Source organism: Shewanella indica, from assembly GCF_002836975.1.
Taxonomy (GTDB): Bacteria; Pseudomonadota; Gammaproteobacteria; order Enterobacterales; family Shewanellaceae; genus Shewanella; species Shewanella indica.
The window spans coordinates 1-20,896 of the sequence record NZ_NIJK01000046.1 but is presented as its reverse complement, the minus strand read 5'-3'; the positions used below and the strand labels follow the sequence as shown (position 1 = coordinate 20,896).

Below are 20,896 nucleotides of genomic sequence, written 5' to 3'. Positions count from 1 at the left end.
CCTTTTTTAATTGTGCTTATTCTGCAAACTGCCGTTTGGCCAACATCTGCAGCACCCCTTCACGCAAAGCGCCGCCGGATAAATGCAGGCGTTCAATACCCAAAAGTTCAAACAGCGCCAGCAAGATGGCAACTCCGGATGCAAAGGTCGGCGCCCGCTCGGGGCAAAGGCCACTTATGCCATCCAAAGTTAGGCTCTCCTGCGCCAGCAACTCCTGTTTCAACGACTCCAGCACCGTCAGGGTCAGGGTTTCCGACTCCTGCCTGTGCTGCAACACTTCAACCACTGACTGCACTGCTCCGGAAGCACCGACCACCGAATGCCAGCCCAGCGCTTTCAAAGTCGATTTGTGTTCAGCCAAGGCCTGCTCCACCTTGGCTCGCACATCGTCAAAGTCCAGCGGTTGCAGGGGGGCAGAGGTGAAAAAGCATTGATTATAGGTGACACAACCTATGGGCAGACTGGTTTTAAACAGCACCTTTTCACCGTCACCCACAATAAACTCGGTACTGGCGCCACCTATATCTATCACCAGGCGTCGCCCTTCACCATGAGTGGTCGCCACCATGCCTTGATAGATAAGTTCGGCTTCGCGCATACCGCAGATGATCTCTATCGGGTGCCCCAATATTTGCAGGGCACGACGATTGAATTCATCTGCATTGCTGATACAGCGAAGAGTTGCGGTAGCAATAACAGCCACATTGGCATCATCGACTTGATGCTCAACAAGCATATTGGCGAACATCGCCAGGCAATCGAGGCCTCGTTCGAATGCCGCCTGATTAAGACTGCCATCGGCCTCGATTCCCTCGGCCAACCTCACCTTACGCTTATACTTGGCGAGAACCTTGGGCTGGCCGCCGACGGTACGGGCAACCAGCATATTGAAGCTATTGGAGCCAAGGGTTATGGCAGCATAGGCGGGTTTCGGCATTCAGGAATGTCTGCGGGTCCTGTCGTGACGAGGTGGACGACCACCGCTACGATGAGCTCCCTGAGGACGTCCCTGACCGCGATCGCGGGTATTACGCGGTCCGGCATGCTTACGATGGATACGAACCGGTGCAGGAATATCATCGAGCAAGGCTTCGGCATCGTAAGAGGTTACCGGAATCGAGTGCTTGATATAGTCTTCGATAGCCGGCAGGTTAAGGGCGTATTCTTCACAGGCAAAGCTAACTGAAACCCCTTTGGCACCGGCGCGGCCAGTACGACCGATACGATGAACATAGTCTTCGCAGTCATCAGGCAGGTCGAAGTTATAGACATGGGACACATCTGAGATATGCAGGCCACGGGCTGCGACGTCTGTGGCCACTAAAATATCCAGATCACCCTTGGTGAACAACTCCAGGATCTTAAGACGTTTCTTCTGCGGCACATCACCTGTCAGTAGACCGACTCTGTGACCATCTCCTTCGAGCCAGCCCCAGAGGTTTTCGCACTGATGTTTAGTGTTGGCAAAGACTATCGCCTTATCCGGCCAATCTTCCTCTATCAGGGTAAGCAGCAGTGGGATCTTGTCCTTCATCGAAGGATAGAACAGCTCTTCCTTGATGTTTTTTGAGGTCTTCTCTTCCGGTGCAATTTCGACTTTGACCGGATCATTCATATGGTCATAAGCCAGCTCCTGCACCTTCATCGACAGGGTAGCCGAGAACAGCATGTTGAGCCTGTCTTTGGCATCCGGCATACGGCGGAACAGGAAGCGAATGTCTTTGATAAAGCCCAGATCAAACATGCGATCCGCTTCATCCAACACTACCGCCTGAATAGCGCTGAGGTTGATAACCCCTTGACGCACATAATCTATAATGCGTCCTGTGGTACCAATCAGGATATCCACGCCCTTGTCCAGCACCTTGCGCTGGGCATCATAGCCTTCGCCGCCATAGACAATCCCCACCTTGAGTTTAGTGTGTTTGGACAGCAAGGTGGCATCTTTGGCTATCTGAATCGCCAGTTCCCGGGTTGGTGCCATGATGATGGCTCTGGGCTGATTAAGTTGGCGTTCGGCGGGAATATCGGTGGAAAGTAAATGGTTAAAAGTTGCTACCAGAAAGGCCAGGGTTTTGCCCGTACCTGTCTGCGCCTGCCCGGCGATATCCTTGCCCTGCAAAAGTACCGGCAGGGAAAGTGCCTGAATAGGCGTACAATATTCGAAACCGTTTTCTGCAAGCGCCTGAATTACTTCAGGATGTAGTGGCAGTTCGGCAAATTTTTGTTGAGATAAATGTGTTTCGCTCATAGCGCAAGCATACCAGTTAGGGTTGCAATAAGATACTCGATCGTTTGAAATAGCGACAAGAAAAAAACGGTGACTTGAATTGCCGTTAATCCAACCCAATATACAGGTTAAGCCATTAACAGACCAGTAATGGCAACCCAACTGGAGAACATCATGAGCGATAAAATTGTGTACCTGAGCGACGACAGCTTTGAAAATGACGTCCTGAAATCAGAACTACCTGTATTGGTAGACTTCTGGGCCGAGTGGTGTGGCCCATGTAAAATGATCGCTCCCATCCTGGACGATGTTGCCGAAGAATATGCCGGCAAACTGACCATCGCCAAATTAAACATAGATCAGAACAACGCTTCACCTGTTAAATACGGTGTTCGCAGTATTCCTACCCTGTTGCTGTTCAAAAACGGTGAACTGGTTGCCAATCAAGTTGGCGCCCTGTCCAAGACTCAGTTGAAAGAGTTCATCGACGCCCAGATTTGATCACTCAAATCAAATAAGTGACACCCGGCACGCCCTAGAAATAAAAATGTGCCGGGTTCAGTTAAACTTCTGGACGCCCTGTCCTGATAGTGCTACTTTAATAACCAGATTCTTTCTACTAACCCACTTCTCGCTGTTCAATCAACATCCATCAAGTCCAATTTGAGAGATTGAGCGCGTAAGCTTTGTCGCGTGAAACAAGACCCACCAAAAATGAATTTAACTGAATTAAAAAACAAGTCTATTGCAGACTTAGTCGCACTGGCCGAAGAAATGAAGCTGGAGAATATGGCTCGTGCCCGCAAGCAGGATATCATCTTCTCTATATTGAAAGCCCATGCCAAGAGTGGTGAAGACATCTTCGGTGGCGGCGTTCTGGAGATACTTCAGGATGGATTTGGTTTCCTGCGCAGTGCCGATGGTTCGTATCTGGCCGGGCCCGATGATATTTATGTTTCGCCAAGCCAGATCCGTCGTTTCAACATGCGAACGGGTGACACCATTTTCGGCAAAATACGTCCCCCAAAAGAAGGCGAACGCTATTTTGCTCTGTTGAAAGTCAACGAAGTTAACTTCGACAAGCCTGAAAACTCCCGCAACAAGATCCTGTTTGAAAACCTTACCCCGCTGCATGCAGAAGAACGTCTGCGTATGGAACGTGGTAACGGTTCCACCGAAGATATCACCGCCCGAATTCTGGACCTCTGCTCACCCGTGGGTAAAGGCCAGCGTGGTCTGATTGTTGCGCCACCCAAAGCCGGTAAGACTCTGCTGCTGCAGAACATTGCCCAGTCCATCACCTATAACAACCCTGAAGTGGTGTTGATGGTGCTGCTGATCGACGAACGTCCTGAAGAAGTGACCGAAATGCAGCGTCTGGTTCAAGGTGAAGTGATCGCTTCCACCTTCGATGAGCCTGCAAGCCGTCACGTACAAGTTGCAGAGATGGTTATCGAAAAGGCCAAGCGCCTGGTTGAACACAAGAAAGATGTTGTGATCCTGCTGGACTCTATCACCCGTCTGGCTCGTGCTTACAACACGGTTGTGCCTTCATCCGGTAAGGTACTGACAGGTGGTGTAGATGCCAACGCACTGCACAGACCCAAGCGTTTCTTCGGTGCTGCCCGTAATATCGAAAACGGTGGCAGCCTGACTATTATCGCCACTGCGCTTATCGATACCGGCTCCAAGATGGACGAAGTAATTTACGAAGAGTTCAAGGGTACAGGTAACCAGGAACTGCATCTGTCACGCAAGGCCGCTGAGAAGCGAGTGTTCCCTGCCATTGACTTCAACCGCAGTGGTACCCGCCGTGAAGAGAAACTGACCACGCCGGATGAGCTGCAGAAGATGTGGATCCTGCGTAAGATCCTCAATCCTATGGATGAAGTCAGCGCGATGGAATTCTTGATCGACAAACTGGCAATGACCAAGACCAATGAAGAGTTCTTCACTGCGATGAAGCGCACCAAGTCTTGATGCAAAAGGCAACGGTCCTCATCGGACCGTTGCTGCTCTGAAATCCATTAACACCATTCAGTCAAAGTTTGCTTAACTGAATGGTGTTATATCAAACAGGTTGAATTTACAGGTCTAGTGCCAAGATTTTCGAGCGGCGCTGGTAGTTGTAAAGCTGCTTCTTCTTGTTAGGCAAAGCATCCACCTCCACCAATTCAAAACCATGCTCAAGGAACCAGTGAATACTACGGGTCGTCAACGCGAATAACCTGGAGTAACCACGTACCTTGGCCTGGCCTATGATGTTTTGCAGCAGCAAGCTACCGCGATCGGCATCGCGATAGTCAGGGTGTACCACCAAACAGGCAAATTCGCCGGCATTATCCTCTTCAAAGGGATAAAGCGCCGCGCAGCCTATCACCAAGCCATCACGCTCAATAAGCATAAACTGCTCTACCTCTATCTCCAGTTGTTCGCGGGAGCGACGCACCAGGATACCCTGCTCTTCCAACGGGCGGATCAGGTTGAGTATGCCGCCAATGTCGGCAATGGATGCACGCCGTAAGCGCTCGGCACTCTCAGTGACTATCTGGGTACCTATACCTTCACGAGAAAACAATTCCTGCAACAGGGCGCCATCTTCCAAATAGCTGACCAAATGGCAACGGGGTACGCCACTGCGACAGGCATCAATACTGGCCTTGAGAAACGCCATGGTGCCGACGCAACCTTCACCCTGACCGGCCAGTTTATCGAGAATTTTCTGGGCATCGTTGGGCATCAGCTCGGCAATCACATCACCATTACGGTCCAAAATACCGTTCTGGGAGCTGAAACCTATCATCTTGTCGGCTTTGAGCTTGATTGCTACTTGAGTCGCAACCTCTTCAGCGGTGAGGTTAAAGCTCTCGCCGGTGACCGAAGCTGCTATCGGCCCCATCAGGATGATGCAGTTATTTTCCAATTGCCGCTTAAGCCCTTGAACATCAATACGACGCACCTTGCCGGAGAGGCAATAGTCAATGCCATTGTCGACCCCCAAAGGCTGGGCGATGACAAAATTACCGCTAACCACATTGATCTGAGCTCCCTGCATAGGTGTGTTCGACAAGCTCATGGACAACCTGGCTGTAATATCAAACTGCAAAGAACCGGCCACCTGTTTAATCAGCTTGAGAGTGGCTTCGTCGGTGATCCGTACACCTTGATGATAGGCGGGCTCAATCTGATGATGAGCCAAGGATTCATCTATCTGCGGCCGGGCGCCATAAACCAATACCACCTTGATCCCCAGGCTATGCAGCAAAGCAACATCATTGATGATGGAACGAAACTTAGGCTGAGCCAGCGCCTCCCCTCCTAACATCACAACAAATGTCTTACCCCTGTGAGCATTGACATAGGGAGCAGAATGACGAAAACCATCAACCAATTCTGTGGTACGCACCTTGGGATTTACCTCACACTCGTTAAAACCGGCAGAAATGAATGCCACACCTGTGGCACGAACAATATGTTAATGCATTTAAATTCACTTAAAAAGCATTTATTTTCACATGCAGTTATTTTAAGCCCTAACCATTCACAAGCAGGAGAAGCAATCTCCAAATGCTTTTCCCAAAGACCACTATCGAGTCAATATTCGCAGCCAGGGTTCCAGTTACTGCAAAGAAAGGTATAGCAGGGATCTGTTGAGAATGTATGAACCTGTAGCGCCCCGGAACCAGCGCCATAAGGTTTGCTATTATCGATGGGCAGATAGACAGGACCTGCAACTCAACCTGCCCCAAACAAGAAGAACTCCAGGTAAGAGACACGGATACGGCGAATATAAAGTACAAAGTCAAACCTCGAGTACCGACGTGCTGCCGGCGGGCTCGTAGCTGGGAAGGAGAGTATCTGCAAATATCGATGCAACTGCCGCCCCATTCTCAATTTTGAATTCAAGCGCGGATCAAAAATCAGCCTGATTGCTGTACCATATAGCCACAGTTACAGAGGCGATATCGAATAGGGCATCACAGCATCGGCCCGGTCTGATTGACATCGGCGACTGACATCTTTAAAACGTCACCCAACTTGGCGATAGCGCTACGAGACACAGCAAGGACATGGACTGATGGGACAGCTTATAGGAAATTTCTTCTCGGTAGTTTGGCGAGTTCTCGCTGCCGTTTTTGGTCACTGGCAGGCTCCGCCCTGGATGCATTGGTGCATAAAGCATCCCTTTAAAGCATTGGCAAGCTTACTGCTGCTATCTGTATTGACTGTGCTTTGCTGGGGCGGCTGGTATTGGTACCAGCATTTACCCAAGCCCTATACCCTGCACTATACGCTCAAGGCGCCGAGGCTGACCGATTACCACCAAGCCAAACCTCAGGTCGCTCCCTTGACCCTGACCTTCAGTGGTTCGGTCGCACCTTTGGAGGTCATAGGCAACCCCGTCTCCAAGGGCGTCAGTCTCAGCCCCCAACTCGCCGGGCAGTGGCGCTGGGCCAGTGACAAACATCTGCAGTTTACTCCGGATAACGACTGGCCGATTGCGGAAAAGTTCGCAGTCAGCCTAGATAAGAAGCAGCTGCTGGCAGACCATATCTTACTGGATAAATACCAGAGCGAATTCAGCACAGCCGCCTTCACCGCCACCATCTCTGAGGGGCGCCTGTACCAGGATCCGGCCCAGCCGAGTATTCAAAAGCTGGTCGCCACCCTGGCCTTCAGCCACCCGGTGAATACGGCTTCGGTCAAACCCCAACTGGCGATATTGCTGAGCCCCGGCTTGACCTACAGTGGCAATGGCGATACCGAAGTCACCTTCGACGACAAGCATCTGTTCGCTTACATACATTCTCCTGCGCTCGCCACGCCACTTGAGCAGAGCACTGTAATCCTGGAAGTCAGCAAAGGGATCCAGGCGGCCAAGGGCGGCAACAAGGCGGGCAAGAGCCAATGGCAAGTAGAGGTTCCCGGCCGTTATCAGCTGAGCTTTAAACACCCTCAGGTCAACTTCGCCTACAACGACAAGGATGAACCCGAGCCGGTACTGACAATGGAAAGCTCACGTCCGGTCAACGACGAAGCGCTTCAAGGCAAGGTACATGCCTGGTTGCTGCCGCTGAAAAATCCCAAGGGAAGTCGTCACTGGTATCAGGAAAATGTCACCGAGCAGGTGCTGGCCAAGGCCGACAAACTGACCTTGACCCAGATCCCCGGCGCCGAAGGCCTCAACCAGTTGCACAGCTTCAAGCTGAAAGCTCCGGTCGATCGCTACGTGGCGGTAATGGTGGATAAGGAAGTCGAAGGCCAAGGGGGTTATCTGTCCCGCGATGCCGTGCTGACTGTGCTGCGAATGCCGCAATATCCCAAGGCGCTCAACTTCCTCGGCGAAGGATCCTTGCTGACTCTGGACGACGATCAACGCCTCGGCTACCTGGCCAGAGGGGTGCAAAAGGTGCAGATTGAGGTCGCCCAGCTACTGCCCGATCAGCTCAATGCCCTGATAGATCAAAGCTCGGGCAGCTTTGCCGAGCCCTACCTCAACAACACAGATTTCGACCGTTTGGTTACCCGTCAGGTGTTCAAGCAACAGCTTGCCGGGCGCAATCCCAGCAAGACACTCTACGGCAGCGTCGACCTCAAGCCCTTCTTCAAGGACAAGCGCGGTATCTTTGTAGTCAAGCTGACTCCGGCCGATGAAAGAGACAGCCAAACCTTCGACTATTACCAAACCGAGGCCCACGATCTGCGCTTTGTGGTCGTGACAGATCTGGGCATACTCGCCAAGCGCAGCCGTGATGGCAGCCAGGATCTGTTCGTGCAATCCCTCGGCAAGGGGACTCCGGTGGCCGGAGCCCGGGTGGCCGTCATCGGCCGCAACGGTTTAGCGGTAGCCGAAGCTTTGACCGATGAACGCGGTCACGCAAGCTTTGCCAAGCTTGGCGATCTGCGCCGGGAAAAGACCCCGCTCTACTATCGGGTCGAAAAAGATGGCGATCTCTCCTTCCTGCCGCTGGCTGATTGGCGTCGCCAGCTCAATCTGTCCCGTTTCGATACCGGCGGCAGCTATGAGAGCGACGATCCCGGCGCCCTGAGAGCCTACCTCTTCACCGACCGCGGGCTGTATCGCCCCGGTGAGACGGCCCATATCGCCAGTTTGGTGCGGGGTCAGGACTGGAGTACCGCCCTGGGTGGCCTGCCGGTGAAGATGCAGATCACCGACCCCCGCGGGGTAACCGTGCTGGATCGCACCTTCAAACTCGATGGCAGCGGCTTTGACAGCCTGGACTTCAGCGCCGGCGAAACCGCGGTTGCCGGTGACTATCTCGCCACTCTGTCCCTTATCAAAGACAGATACCGCCTCACGCGTCTTGGGGATGTCACCTTCAAGGTGCGCGACTTCGAGCCGGATCGCATTAAGGTGCGAGTCTCTCTGGGCACCGACAAGCAGTTTGAAGGCTGGCGCAAGCCGCAGCAACTCAAGGCCGAGGTCTTGGCTGAGCAACTCTTCGGTGGCCAGGCGAGCGATCGCCGAGTCAGCGGCGAGATGGTGCTGTCACCAACCGATATCAGCTTCAAAGCCTGGCCCGGCTATCGTTTTGGGGTATTGGGCAAGCTCAAGGAATCGTTCCGCGAAGACTTGAGCGAAACCACCACAGACGGCGAAGGCAAGGCCAGCCTGGACTTGGCGCTGGACCGCTTTGCCGGCAGCACCTACAAGCTGCACTTGCTGGCTCGGGTATTTGAAGCCGGTTCAGGCCACGGTGTCAGCGCCCAAGACCAGCTACTGGTATCCGATGCCGACTGGTTACTGGGCTACAAGAGCGATGGCGATCTGGACTTCATCAGCAAAGACGGCAAGCGTGTGCTCAACCTGCAAGCCGTTGGCCAGGACCTTCAAGGTGTGGCTACTGAGCTCAAAGTCGAGCGTATCGCCCGGCGCTGGGTGTCTGTGTTGGTGAAACAGAATGACGGCACCTACCGCTATGAATCGCGCCGCAAAGACAAACTGCTGGGCAGCACTGCCCTGAGTCTGGCCGCAAGCGGTGGCCAATTGGAACTCGACACCAGGGAGCCGGGTGACTACCGCCTGAGACTGCTGGATGCAAACGGCCGCCAGTTGAACCAAATAGATTACAGCGTTGCCGGCAGCGGCAACGCCAGTCGCACGCTGGAGCGCAACGCCGAGCTGGAACTGACGCTAAACAAGGCGGAATATCTGCCGGGTGAAAGCATTCAGGTAGCGATCCAGGCCCCTTACAGCGGTGCCGGACTCATCACCATAGAGAGAGACAAGGTTTACGCCTTCAAATGGTTCAAGGCCGACAGCACCCGTTCGTTGCAAAGCATTACCCTGCCGCAAGGCATTGAGGGCAATGCTTATATCAATGTGCAGTTCCTGCGGGCACCGGACTCGGAAGAAGTCTTCATGAGCCCGCTGTCCTATGCCGTGAAACCCTTTAAGGTGGATCTCGGTGAGCGGCGTCAGGCCATCGCCCTGAGCCTGCCGGAAAAGGTTAAACCCGGGACGCAACTGGATATCGACCTCAAGCTGCCAAGCAAAGCCAGAGTCGTGGTATTCGGGGTTGATGCCGGTATTTTGCAGGTGGCCCGCTATGAAGCACCGGATCCACTGGCGCACTTCTTCGACAAGAAGGCTCTCAGCGTAGATTCGAGCCAAATTCTCGACCTGCTGCTGCCGGATCTCAAGGTGCTGATGCGCCAGGCCGCACCCGGAGGTGACGCCGCCGCGCTGCTGGCAGCCAACCTCAACCCCTTCAAGCGCAAGCGCGCCAAGCCTGTGGTCTACTGGTCGGGTATTCGTGAGTTGGCCGCCGGAGAGCAGCGGCTGCAATATACAGTGCCCGACAGCTTCAACGGCAGTATCCGCTTCTTTGCCGTCAGTGCCACCGAAGGCGGCATAGGCACCAGCGAGGCCAGTGTCGCGGTCAAGGCGCCTGTGGTGATGAGCCCCAATGTGCCGGCTTTCCTGGCACCCGGCGACACCGCCGATGTTACTGTGGGACTCTATAACACAGAAGCCGAGGCGCAGGATGTTACCCTGACCCTCAGCCTGAGCGGTGCCCTTCGCAGCGACTTGCAACCGCAGCAGTTTCATATCGAACCGGGCCGTGAGGCCACGGCGCACTTTGCCGTCAAGGCAGGCGAAAATCTGGGGCAAGGAGAGCTCCACTGGAAACTCGCCACCAGCGAAGGTGAGCTCAAGATCAGTGAGAGCATCTCGGTACGGCCGTTAACACCCCACCGTTTAACCCTGGCCACGGCTGTGCTCGACCGTGCCGAAGCCAAGCTCAAACTTGACCGTCAGCTGTTTACGCCGTTCAGCAAGGTGGAAGCGGCCCTTGGCAACAGTCCGCTGGTTTGGGCTCAGGGGCTGAGCCACTATCTGGACAACTATCCTCACGCCTGTACCGAGCAGTTGGTATCCAAAGCCGTACCGGCACTGCTGCTGGGCAAGCCCCAGGATAATCTCAATGACTTTAACCAACTCATTGGCCAGTTGCGAAGCCGCCAGAACAGCAGCGGCGGCTTCGGTCTCTGGGCCGCCAACCCGATAGTCGAGCCTATGGTGGCCTTGTATGTGGTAGACATGCTGCTGGACGCCAAGGCCCAGGGTTACCCCGTGCCACAGGATCTACTGGACAAGGCCAACAGCTATCTGTCGAGCGTGAGCTCTGGCCCCAGCAGCGGCCTGGATGAACTGCGCGAACGTGCCTATGGCGCGTATCTGCTGGCCCGCCAGGGGGTGCAGGTGAGCGGCGCCCTGGCCGACATCCGCGAGCGTTTGCAGCGCTACTATCCTAAGGATTGGCAAGCAGACATCGCCAGTGCCTGGCTGGCCGCCAGCTTTACCCTGATGCAGCAGCAACAGTTGGCCGAGCCGCTGTGGCAGGCGCAGAAGTGGCAGCTGCTTGAGGATAAGCCCCAGCGCCTCGGCCTCTACCTGGATCCCATGGTGCACGATGCCCAGCTGCTGACACTCATCGCCCGTCAGGCGCCACAGCGCCTGGATGACCTGCCGGAACAGTTGCTGCCGCGCATGGGCCAGTGGCTCAGCGAGCAGCGTTACAGCTCACTGTCTGCCGGTACTCTGGTGCGGGCGCTGACCGCTCTGGATAACTCCCGCGGCGATCAGGGGCTGTCCATGCAAGCCCTGGTCGATAAGGCCTGGCAGGCACTGAGTCTACCCAAGGCTAAGCTGCCCATCGGCAGTGAAGAGGTGAAGTACCAGAAAACCGGCACTAATGATGCCTTCTATCTTCTCAGCCAGCAGGGATTTGACCAGAGCCCGGCTAAGCCTTTCAGCCAGGGGCTGGAGGTGAGCCGCGACTATCTGACCCTGGAGCAACAACCTCTTGCCAAGGTCAAGGTTGGGGATGAATTCCTGGTCAGGCTGCGGCTGCGCGCCACAGATATGGACCAGTTGCAGCAGGTGGTTCTAATAGATCTGCTGCCCGGCGGCGTGGAGCCGGTTTATCGTGACAAGGATGACAGCTTCGACGGCTGGCAGCCGCCAGTGGGTATGGCTCAGCACAGTGACTGGTCGCCACAGTGGTTCAATGTTCGCGAAGACCGTCTGGTGCTCTACGGTACCGCCTGGCGAGATGCCAAAACCTTTGTTTACAAGGTACGGGCCACCAATGTCGGCCAGTTCCAGGTGCCGCCCGCCTACGCCGAGGGGCTGTATGATCCCCTGGTTCAGGCTCAGGGCCCAAGTGGTGAGTTGGTGATCGAAGCGCCATGAAACGCCGCTATTTGTGCCTGCTGGCCCTGGCAGCCTTGCTGCTGGGGCTGAGACTCTGGCCGGCACAACCTTTTTCCAAGCTGGCGCCCAGCTCCCGCATGGTGTTGGCCGCCGATGGCAGCCTGCTGCGGCTAACGCTGGCCAGTGATGGCCAGTATCGGCTCTGGCAACCCCTGGAAGGGGTTTCAGACAACATGGTGCAAACCATCTTGCTCAAGGAAGACCGCTATTTTTACTTCCACCCCGGCATCAACCCGGCGGCCACCGCCAGGGCGATAGTCGCCACCTATCTTAAGGATGATCGCCAGGGGGCTTCGACCCTGACCATGCAGCTGGCCCGGCGGGTTTACAACATCAACAGCCGCCAGGTTGCCGGGAAACTGCAGCAGATGCTGGCGGCGCTCTGGCTGGAACTGCGTTACTCCAAGCATGATATTCTCGAGGCCTATCTCAATCTGGCGCCCATGGGCGGCAATATTGAAGGTGTTGGCGCTGCCAGCCGCATCTACTTTCATAAAGACGCCGGTGAGCTGTCACTCAGTGAAGCCCTCAGCCTGGCGGTCATGCCGCAAAGCCCGGCACGGCGCGCCCGCTTCGGTGCCGACTTTCAGGATGCCCGCGACCGTCTGGCGTTGCTCTGGCAACAAAGCTATCGCGACGATCCCCGCAACAACGGCCTGTTGACCCTCACCGCCATCGGCCATGACCGCACTGAGCTGCCATTTCTGGCGCCGCACTTCAGCCGCCGCCTGCTGCGGGATAATAGTGACACCCAAATTCACAGCACCCTGGACGTCAGTCTGCAGGCCTTGCTGGAACGGCGCCTTGGGCTGTATATCGAAAGCCAGCGCCATCTGGGGGTCAAGAATGCCGCCGCAATCCTGGTGGACAGCCGCGATCAGAGCATCAAAGCCTGGATAGGCTCGGCAGACTTCTTCGATACCGATATCCAAGGGCAGGTGGACGGCGTCAGCGCCCGCCGCTCGCCGGGTTCAACCCTGAAGCCATTTCTGTTTGGCCTGGGCATAGATCAGGGGCTCATACACCCGCTGAGCATACTCAAGGATGCGCCCACCGCCTTTGGCAGTTTCCAACCGGAGAACTTTGACCACAGATTTACCGGCCCCATCAGCGCCCATGACGCCCTGGTCAAGAGCCGCAATCTGCCGGCCGTGTGGCTGGCAGGACAAGTGAACCAACCCAATCTCTACGGCTTCTTGCGCCAAGCCGGCATTCAGGGGCTCAGGGGTGAAAGTCATTATGGTTTATCCCTGGCGCTGGGCGGCGGCGAGCTGACCATGGCGGATCTGGCGCGGCTGTACCTGATGCTGGCGAGCCAGGGCCATGACTACCCGCTGCGGGATCAACAAAGCCAGCCCATCAGCCCGCAAGGAAAGAGCTTGCTGAGCCCGGCCGCCGCCTTTATGGTGCGGGACATACTCAAGGACAACCCCCGCGCCGACGGCCTGCCCGGCAGCAACTGGACAGTGGCCTGGAAAACAGGCACCTCCTGGGGGTATCGCGATGCCTGGAGCGCAGGCATCACAGGCCCCTATGTGTTGGTGGTTTGGGTGGGCAACTTCGACGCCACTCCCAACCCGGCCTTTGTCGGCGTCCGTACCGCCGGGCCATTGTTCTTCGCCCTCAGCGATGCCTTGCAGGGCGCGCTGCCCGGCACGGCCGACATGGCCAACACGCCGCCGGATACGGTGAAAAAGGTGGCCTTCTGCGCCGCCTCCGGCGAGCTGCCCAACCCTTGGTGCCCCAAATTGGTCGATGGCTGGTATATCCCGGGAGTTTCCCCCATCAAGGTCTCCAACTTGCATCGCCCCGTGTGGCTGGATAACAAAACCGGCGCCGCCGTCTGCCCGCCCTACGACTCGGCAATTCACCACCAGGAGGTGTTTGCCTTCTGGCCGTCAGACTTGGCGGCCCTGTTCGAGCAGGCAGGTTTACCCCGCAGGAGGCCGCCGGAGCTTCCGGTCGCCTGCAGCCAAAGAGTCGCGGTTAGCTACTCGGCCCCGCTTATCCGCTCCCCCTTGAAGGGCGTCACCTACAGCCTGCGCCAAAGCGTGGCCAATGAACACATAGCCCTCAAGGCCGACGCCGCCTCCGACAGCCAAATACTCTACTGGTTTGCCGGTAACAGCCTGCTCGGCCAGAGCCTGCCGGGCCAAACCCTGGAATGGCGCCCACCCAGAGCCGGACGCTTCCAACTGTCGGTCAGCGACGACAAAGGCCGCAGCGCCAGCAGACTACTTCGAGTGGACATGCTGCCTTGAGCCGGGCCGCTATTTAGATCTCCTCAGTTTCGACCTCTTCAGCCCCACAAATGCAGGAAATTCGGATATTGCTGGGGCCGAGTGATAAATTCGGGGGAAAGGTCATCACCAGAAGAACTTTCTAAGCTGCCTGGGCGGCAGTGAACGATCTTGCGGATTGAGCCCACGATATCCGTATTTTCTAAGCTGCCTGGGCGGCAGTGAACGATGGTGAGCGCCGAGACTTCGCCGTCCAGCATTTCTAAGCTGCCTGGGCGGCAGTGAACGCTCCGCTGTCTGATGCTGGTGAGTTCAAGATTTTCTAAGCTGCCTGGGCGGCAGTGAACGGGCCAACACGGCACAGGCCATGTTGATAACATTTCTAAGCTGCCTGGGCGGCAGTGAACTTCTGTACATGACCATTTTCGACCCAACAGGCTTTCTAAGCTGCCTGGGCGGCAGTGAACATAAACACCATCCATTGAGCCAGAAATGGCAATTTCTAAGCTGCCTGGGCGGCAGTGAACACTGACTCAGGTCGTCCTTGGTGTGAAATATCTTTCTAAGCTGCCTGGGCGGCAGTGAACTTATAGTTGGAGTGCGAGAGTTTGAATACAACTTTCTAAGCTGCCTGGGCGGCAGTGAACTGACTGTATCCCTCGATACGGTGAGCCAGTCATTTCTAAGCTGCCTGGGCGGCAGTGAACCTATAGTGCAATCGGGAAGGTGTTAAACTAATTTTCTAAGCTGCCTGGGCGGCAGTGAACAAGCGGCTCAGTTGTTTAATGCGTGGCGTGGTTTTCTAAGCTGCCTGGGCGGCAGTGAACATAAACACCATCCATTGAGCCAGAAATGGCAATTTCTAAGCTGCCTGGGCGGCAGTGAACACTGACTCAGGTCGTCCTTGGTGTGAAATATCTTTCTAAGCTGCCTGGGCGGCAGTGAACTGACTGTATCCCTCGATACGGTGAGCCAGTCATTTCTAAGCTGCCTGGGCGGCAGTGAACCTATAGTGCAATCGGGAAGGTGTTAAACTAATTTTCTAAGCTGCCTGGGCGGCAGTGAACAAGCGGCTCAGTTGTTTAATGCGTGGCGTGGTTTTCTAAGCTGCCTGGGCGGCAGTGAACATAAACACCATCCATTGAGCCAGAAATGGCAATTTCTAAGCTGCCTGGGCGGCAGTGAACACTGACTCAGGTCGTCCTTGGTGTGAAATATCTTTCTAAGCTGCCTGGGCGGCAGTGAACTGACTGTATCCCTCGATACGGTGAGCCAGTCATTTCTAAGCTGCCTGGGCGGCAGTGAACCTATAGTGCAATCGGGAAGGTGTTAAACTAATTTTCTAAGCTGCCTGGGCGGCAGTGAACAAGCGGCTCAGTTGTTTAATGCGTGGCGTGGTTTTCTAAGCTGCCTGGGCGGCAGTGAACATAAACACCATCCATTGAGCCAGAAATGGCAATTTCTAAGCTGCCTGGGCGGCAGTGAACACTGACTCAGGTCGTCCTTGGTGTGAAATATCTTTCTAAGCTGCCTGGGCGGCAGTGAACTTATAGTTGGAGTGCGAGAGTTTGAATACAACTTTCTAAGCTGCCTGGGCGGCAGTGAACTGACTGTATCCCTCGATACGGTGAGCCAGTCATTTCTAAGCTGCCTGGGCGGCAGTGAACCTATAGTGCAATCGGGAAGGTGTTAAACTAATTTTCTAAGCTGCCTGGGCGGCAGTGAACGTAATCATGGTGGTATTAAACTTCCCGAGATATTTCTAAGCTGCCTGGGCGGCAGTGAACAGGTCTATTGTCGAGCTTCACAGGGATATACATTTCTAAGCTGCCTGGGCGGCAGTGAACAAATCCTTGACCCGCAAAACAAGGACGAATTTTTTCTAAGCTGCCTGGGCGGCAGTGAACCAGCAGAAAGCCGATTTCCTGTTGCAATACGTTTTCTAAGCTGCCTGGGCGGCAGTGAACGAGGTGATTCCGTCTTGACTCTGGAAAGATAGTTTCTAAGCTGCCTGGGCGGCAGTGAACAGCAATAGAGTACTGCGTCTGGCACCACGAAATTTCTAAGCTGCCTGGGCGGCAGTGAACACTGCCAGCCAGGTCATACTATGCAGCTATGATTTCTAAGCTGCCTGGGCGGCAGTGAACGAGTATGATGGGAAGGTTTATGTGGCGGAAGTTTTCTAAGCTGCCTGGGCGGCAGTGAACAAGGCGTATTACCGGGAACTGTGATGCCAATCTTTCTAAGCTGCCTGGGCGGCAGTGAACATGAAGATCATCACGTTTGAACGTGACGAGGATTTCTAAGCTGCCTGGGCGGCAGTGAACCCTTCTTTGTCGGCTCTCCCGCAGATAATAGCTTTCTAAGCTGCCTGGGCGGCAGTGAACACAACGGCATGTCAAATACTCCTGCATATTCTTTTCTAAGCTGCCTGGGCGGCAGTGAACTCTTTCTTGTCCTTGGCTTTCTTTTCTTCGTCTTTCTAAGCTGCCTGGGCGGCAGTGAACATGTTGACGCTGTTGTGGGCGGCTTCCCTGTGTTTCTAAGCTGCCTGGGCGGCAGTGAACTATGATGACTGCCAAAGGCTACGCAACCATGTTTTCTAAGCTGCCTGGGCGGCAGTGAACGGTTTACCGGGTTCCCTGTTGCGCTAGAAGAGTTTCTAAGCTGCCTGGGCGGCAGTGAACTATAAAACTCCTACGCCTCACGGCGTTGTAATTTTCTAAGCTGCCTGGGCGGCAGTGAACCTCCGTCCTCAATAACAATTTCGTTTACTTTTTTTCTAAGCTGCCTGGGCGGCAGTGAACAAAACGGCTCTACCAGTATGAGTGGCAACCAATTTCTAAGCTGCCTGGGCGGCAGTGAACCAGTTGATCCGGTTTCAGTTACCGTTGCTAATTTTCTAAGCTGCCTGGGCGGCAGTGAACTCAGATGTGTATGAATTTTGCAAGTCATTTGTTTTCTAAGCTGCCTGGGCGGCAGTGAACGGTCGCGAATGCGCGGGTAAAGCGCAGTCTGATTTCTAAGCTGCCTGGGCGGCAGTGAACCATCAATCGTTAAATCAAATCGCTGGCTTTCATTTCTAAGCTGCCTGGGCGGCAGTGAACCTACAGTGCAATAGATAAGGTAATAGGTTGATTTTCTAAGCTGCCTGGGCGGCAGTGAACCTTAGTCCGCGCATATCGTTAAATACGCGAGATTTCTAAGCTGCCTGGGCGGCAGTGAACGATGGTAAAGAAGTTTTCCAGACCTCTGGCATTTTCTAAGCTGCCTGGGCGGCAGTGAACAGACTGGGGCATTTTAAGATGGTGATTTAATATTTCTAAGCTGCCTGGGCGGCAGTGAACCTGGGACGAAACAGAGCTAGCTGGTTCAGACATTTCTAAGCTGCCTGGGCGGCAGTGAACACCATTGACAGCTCTCTCTGTGGCATCTCGCATTTCTAAGCTGCCTGGGCGGCAGTGAACAGTGGCGTGAGATTGAGGCTATGCGCGCCGATTTTCTAAGCTGCCTGGGCGGCAGTGAACGTATAAACTCCTACGCCTCACGGCGTTGTAATTTTCTAAGCTGCCTGGGCGGCAGTGAACGCTAACGGAGTTCAGCCTGAATTCGTCAGGTCTTTCTAAGCTGCCTGGGCGGCAGTGAACAAGAAACAATCGAGCGAACCATCAAGACAAGATTTCTAAGCTGCCTGGGCGGCAGTGAACGTATAAACTCCTACGCCTCACGGCGTTGTAATTTTCTAAGCTGCCTGGGCGGCAGTGAACGCTAACGGAGTTCAGCCTGAATTCGTCAGGTCTTTCTAAGCTGCCTGGGCGGCAGTGAACAAGAAACAATCGAGCGAACCATCAAGACAAGATTTCTAAGCTGCCTGGGCGGCAGTGAACGTATAAACTCCTACGCCTCACGGCGTTGTAATTTTCTAAGCTGCCTGGGCGGCAGTGAACGTCAGAACTGGCAAGGGGTTTAAGCGCATCAATTTCTAAGCTGCCTGGGCGGCAGTGAACTTACAGCGAGTAAGTTTCTACTGCCAGAGTTTTTTCTAAGCTGCCTGGGCGGCAGTGAACATGATGCAGAGCCAAACGAAGTGCGTAAGGATTTTCTAAGCTGCCTGGGCGGCAGTGAACTAAAAAGTGAGTGGATTCAGGCCTGAAATTATTTTCTAAGCTGCCTGGGCGGCAGTGAACGTTGAGGCCAGCCTTCGCAAGATTAGGGTGCTTTTCTAAGCTGCCTGGGCGGCAGTGAACGAGCGGTATAATCGAGACAATATCCTTCAGTATTTCTAAGCTGCCTGGGCGGCAGTGAACTTCAAGATTGCCTGTTTTTGATGCGTCAAACATTTCTAAGCTGCCTGGGCGGCAGTGAACGCAAGCGTGTTAAGTCGCAAACTGCTGCATCCTTTCTAAGCTGCCTGGGCGGCAGTGAACCAAACAATGGAGCACACACAAAAGCGCGCCGATTTCTAAGCTGCCTGGGCGGCAGTGAACAACATCTTGCTAGCTAAGAACGTTCAAACAATTTTCTAAGCTGCCTGGGCGGCAGTGAACCTTCACCTTCGCAAGTATAGCGCCGCCTATAATTTCTAAGCTGCCTGGGCGGCAGTGAACCCAAGGAGAAGTTTATCGGATGGCTGGTGATTTTTCTAAGCTGCCTGGGCGGCAGTGAACTAACCCTGACAGACGCTCCTGAGCTACAGCCATTTCTAAGCTGCCTGGGCGGCAGTGAACCTCTTGAGAACGGCAAAAGCATTCTTAATGATTTTCTAAGCTGCCTGGGCGGCAGTGAACAAATTAAGTACCTGGCACTCAGCCAGCGACAATTTCTAAGCTGCCTGGGCGGCAGTGAACTCAAGCTACCGAGGCGACTGCCCTCTTGAAATTTTCTAAGCTGCCTGGGCGGCAGTGAACACACTTCTGAGCCTGTAGTTCTGCCAGAAAGCTTTCTAAGCTGCCTGGGCGGCAGTGAACCTGAACGCCGCAACCTTGTTGACGCGCTTACATTTCTAAGCTGCCTGGGCGGCAGTGAACAATAGAATAAAGCAATAAAAGAAAGTCACAACAGGTGGTTAGGATAAAAAACCTATTTTTACCCTGTTGAATACTACCTGTTGTAACTGATTGTATATAAAGCTTATTTTTAAAGAGCAAAAATAAAGGGTAAAACTCACCCTTTGATGCTTAAAAGTGCGGTACTGTTCCAAGCGATGCAATACCATTGACTTTACGACTCAGCCCGTAGCAATCGAACTGCCCATCCACAGGTGTACTTTGCGGATATCTTTCGATAAACAGCGGGAACTTGCTGTTTTTGTCCGGCGAACGTTGTTTCGTTTGCTGGCTGTGCAAGAAGATAAATGGCAAATCACACTGCCCAGTCGGTTTGCTTTTTTCAAGATCGGTTAAGCACTCGGCCAGCGGCTTGCCCGACTTTGCAGCCCATAATGCCGCCTTTTGCTGCATAGCCCGCTCAATCCGCTCAGGCGATTTCACCTGTTTGCGTACAAAGCTCACGTAGGAAACATCACTCGGTACGGGTTTGATCCCTTTAATATGCGCATAGTCTTCGAACCGATTCAGCCATTGGTGAATGGCTAGCTTTTCCAATGACGCTTGTTCTTTGGCAAAGAGGCGCAATTTACCGCCCAGGGGAAACTTAGCTCGGAGATAATCAGGAAAGCCAACCGCAACACTAGACTGATTTGCATCCACTTTGTGTTCAACAAGTGCAATATGCACTTGTTGAAACACGTTTTGCCAGAGGAAACCAAGCGAGATATCGACATCCGGTAGTAAGGTAATTTCTTGGTAGTAGTTCATGGGCGACTCCTCTAGCTTTCACCTTCACCAAATACTCCACCACGGATCAACATAGCACCGACAAAGTGTTTTTCGTGATCTGCTAATGTTTCATTGCTTAACCACTTCAACAACAATGTTTTAAAATCATTTTTTGATGAACGATAGGCAACACCACGTTGAGTCACTGACCCATAGGCTTCAATTGCAATGGGTTTGTTAGTTTCTGAAAATTTGGGATACCAATCATCAATCGTACGTAATGCATTACCAATTTTTTCGCAGTGCATAGCCGCGATATTATCTAAACCCTGTACACCATTTACGGCAAACAAGTGGCGACTTTTTTCACCTTTAGGGCTGTTTAATACCATTTCCTGTGATGGCCATACACGTTGCGCGTCGCCTAATTGAGCAAAGGCATCAATTTGTAATACGGTTGATTCATCACCTTTCAAACCTGATAAAATCACCTTGGTAAGTAAGGCGACTTGAGCATCCTCAGCGGTTGTTTTCGACAATGAGTATTGGTAGGCATCAAAGGTTAAAGTCTCTTGTAAATTTCCACCTGTTACTCGGATGCTAATCTGCTGTGCTCCTACTCGATTACGCCATAAAAACCGCCCATTGGCGATGTTATACGCATATCGTGCTGCTAGCTCAGCAATCTCACTTTGCACATATCCGCCGACAACTTTACTAAAGCGGGATTCAAATTCGACATTGTTACACGCTGTCGGCTCAGCCATACCCGCTACCACGCGCAAACTAAAGCTTAAACGCAAGGTATCATGGCCATGATTTAATGAGGGAAGGTGCGAATAAGTCCGAGATATGAGATCATCGTGTTGTAACCTGAACCCTGAATGAGTAACCGGATGAGCCAGCA

At 53.8% G+C, this 20,896-nt stretch carries 9 protein-coding genes and 1 CRISPR repeat array; of the genes, 4 read left to right on the top strand and 5 right to left on the bottom strand.

Annotated features, from left to right (window positions below; translation table 11 throughout):
* Positions 1–16: 16 nt before the first annotated feature.
* Positions 17–937, bottom strand: a complete 921-nt coding sequence (locus CX650_RS15550) for a Ppx/GppA phosphatase family protein (RefSeq protein WP_101096349.1) — start codon at positions 935–937, stop codon at positions 17–19.
* A complete protein-coding gene (gene rhlB, locus CX650_RS15545; protein ID WP_025011564.1) occupies positions 938–2,251 on the bottom strand; it encodes an ATP-dependent RNA helicase RhlB in 1,314 nt (437 codons plus the stop codon).
* Positions 2,252–2,404: 153 nt separating this feature from the next.
* On the opposite strand from rhlB, the gene trxA reads away from it, so the two are divergent.
* Together trxA and rho are read left to right on the top strand one after the other, a co-directional pair.
* Positions 2,405–2,731, top strand: coding sequence for a thioredoxin TrxA (trxA, locus tag CX650_RS15540; protein WP_025011563.1), 327 nt, complete (start codon positions 2,405–2,407; stop codon positions 2,729–2,731).
* Between the two features lie 213 nt (positions 2,732–2,944).
* Positions 2,945–4,210 carry a transcription termination factor Rho gene (gene rho, locus CX650_RS15535; protein WP_025011562.1) on the top strand — a complete coding sequence of 422 codons (1,266 nt, stop codon included), beginning with the start codon at positions 2,945–2,947 and terminating at the stop codon, positions 4,208–4,210.
* 106 nt (positions 4,211–4,316) lie between these two features.
* On the opposite strand, the gene argA is transcribed toward rho, so the two are convergent.
* Positions 4,317–5,636 (bottom strand): amino-acid N-acetyltransferase, encoded by a 1,320-nt coding sequence (gene argA, locus CX650_RS15530; RefSeq protein WP_039034102.1) that lies wholly within the window; start codon positions 5,634–5,636, stop codon positions 4,317–4,319.
* 672 nt (positions 5,637–6,308) lie between these two features.
* On the opposite strand from argA, the gene CX650_RS15520 reads away from it, so the two are divergent.
* Both CX650_RS15520 and pbpC read left to right on the top strand, forming a co-directional pair.
* Positions 6,309–11,951, top strand: coding sequence for an alpha-2-macroglobulin family protein (locus tag CX650_RS15520; protein WP_101096347.1), 5,643 nt, complete (start codon positions 6,309–6,311; stop codon positions 11,949–11,951).
* Positions 11,948–14,233, top strand: a complete 2,286-nt coding sequence (gene pbpC, locus CX650_RS15515; RefSeq protein ID WP_101096346.1) for a penicillin-binding protein 1C — start codon at positions 11,948–11,950, stop codon at positions 14,231–14,233. Before CX650_RS15520 ends, pbpC begins: the two co-directional genes overlap by 4 nt.
* Before the next feature lie 118 nt (positions 14,234–14,351).
* Positions 14,352–19,239: a CRISPR direct-repeat array (repeat unit 28 nt; unit sequence TTTCTAAGCTGCCTGGGCGGCAGTGAAC).
* 150 nt (positions 19,240–19,389) lie between these two features.
* Here pbpC and cas6f read toward each other — a convergent pair.
* Both cas6f and csy3 read right to left on the bottom strand, forming a co-directional pair.
* Positions 19,390–20,028: a type I-F CRISPR-associated endoribonuclease Cas6/Csy4 gene (cas6f, locus tag CX650_RS15510; RefSeq protein WP_101096345.1), complete on the bottom strand. Its 639-nt coding sequence runs from the start codon at positions 20,026–20,028 to the stop codon at positions 19,390–19,392.
* 11 nt (positions 20,029–20,039) lie between these two features.
* Positions 20,040–20,896, bottom strand: an 857-nt coding sequence (gene csy3 / locus CX650_RS15505) for a type I-F CRISPR-associated protein Csy3 (RefSeq protein WP_208622115.1), incomplete at its 5' end; no start/stop codon positions are given.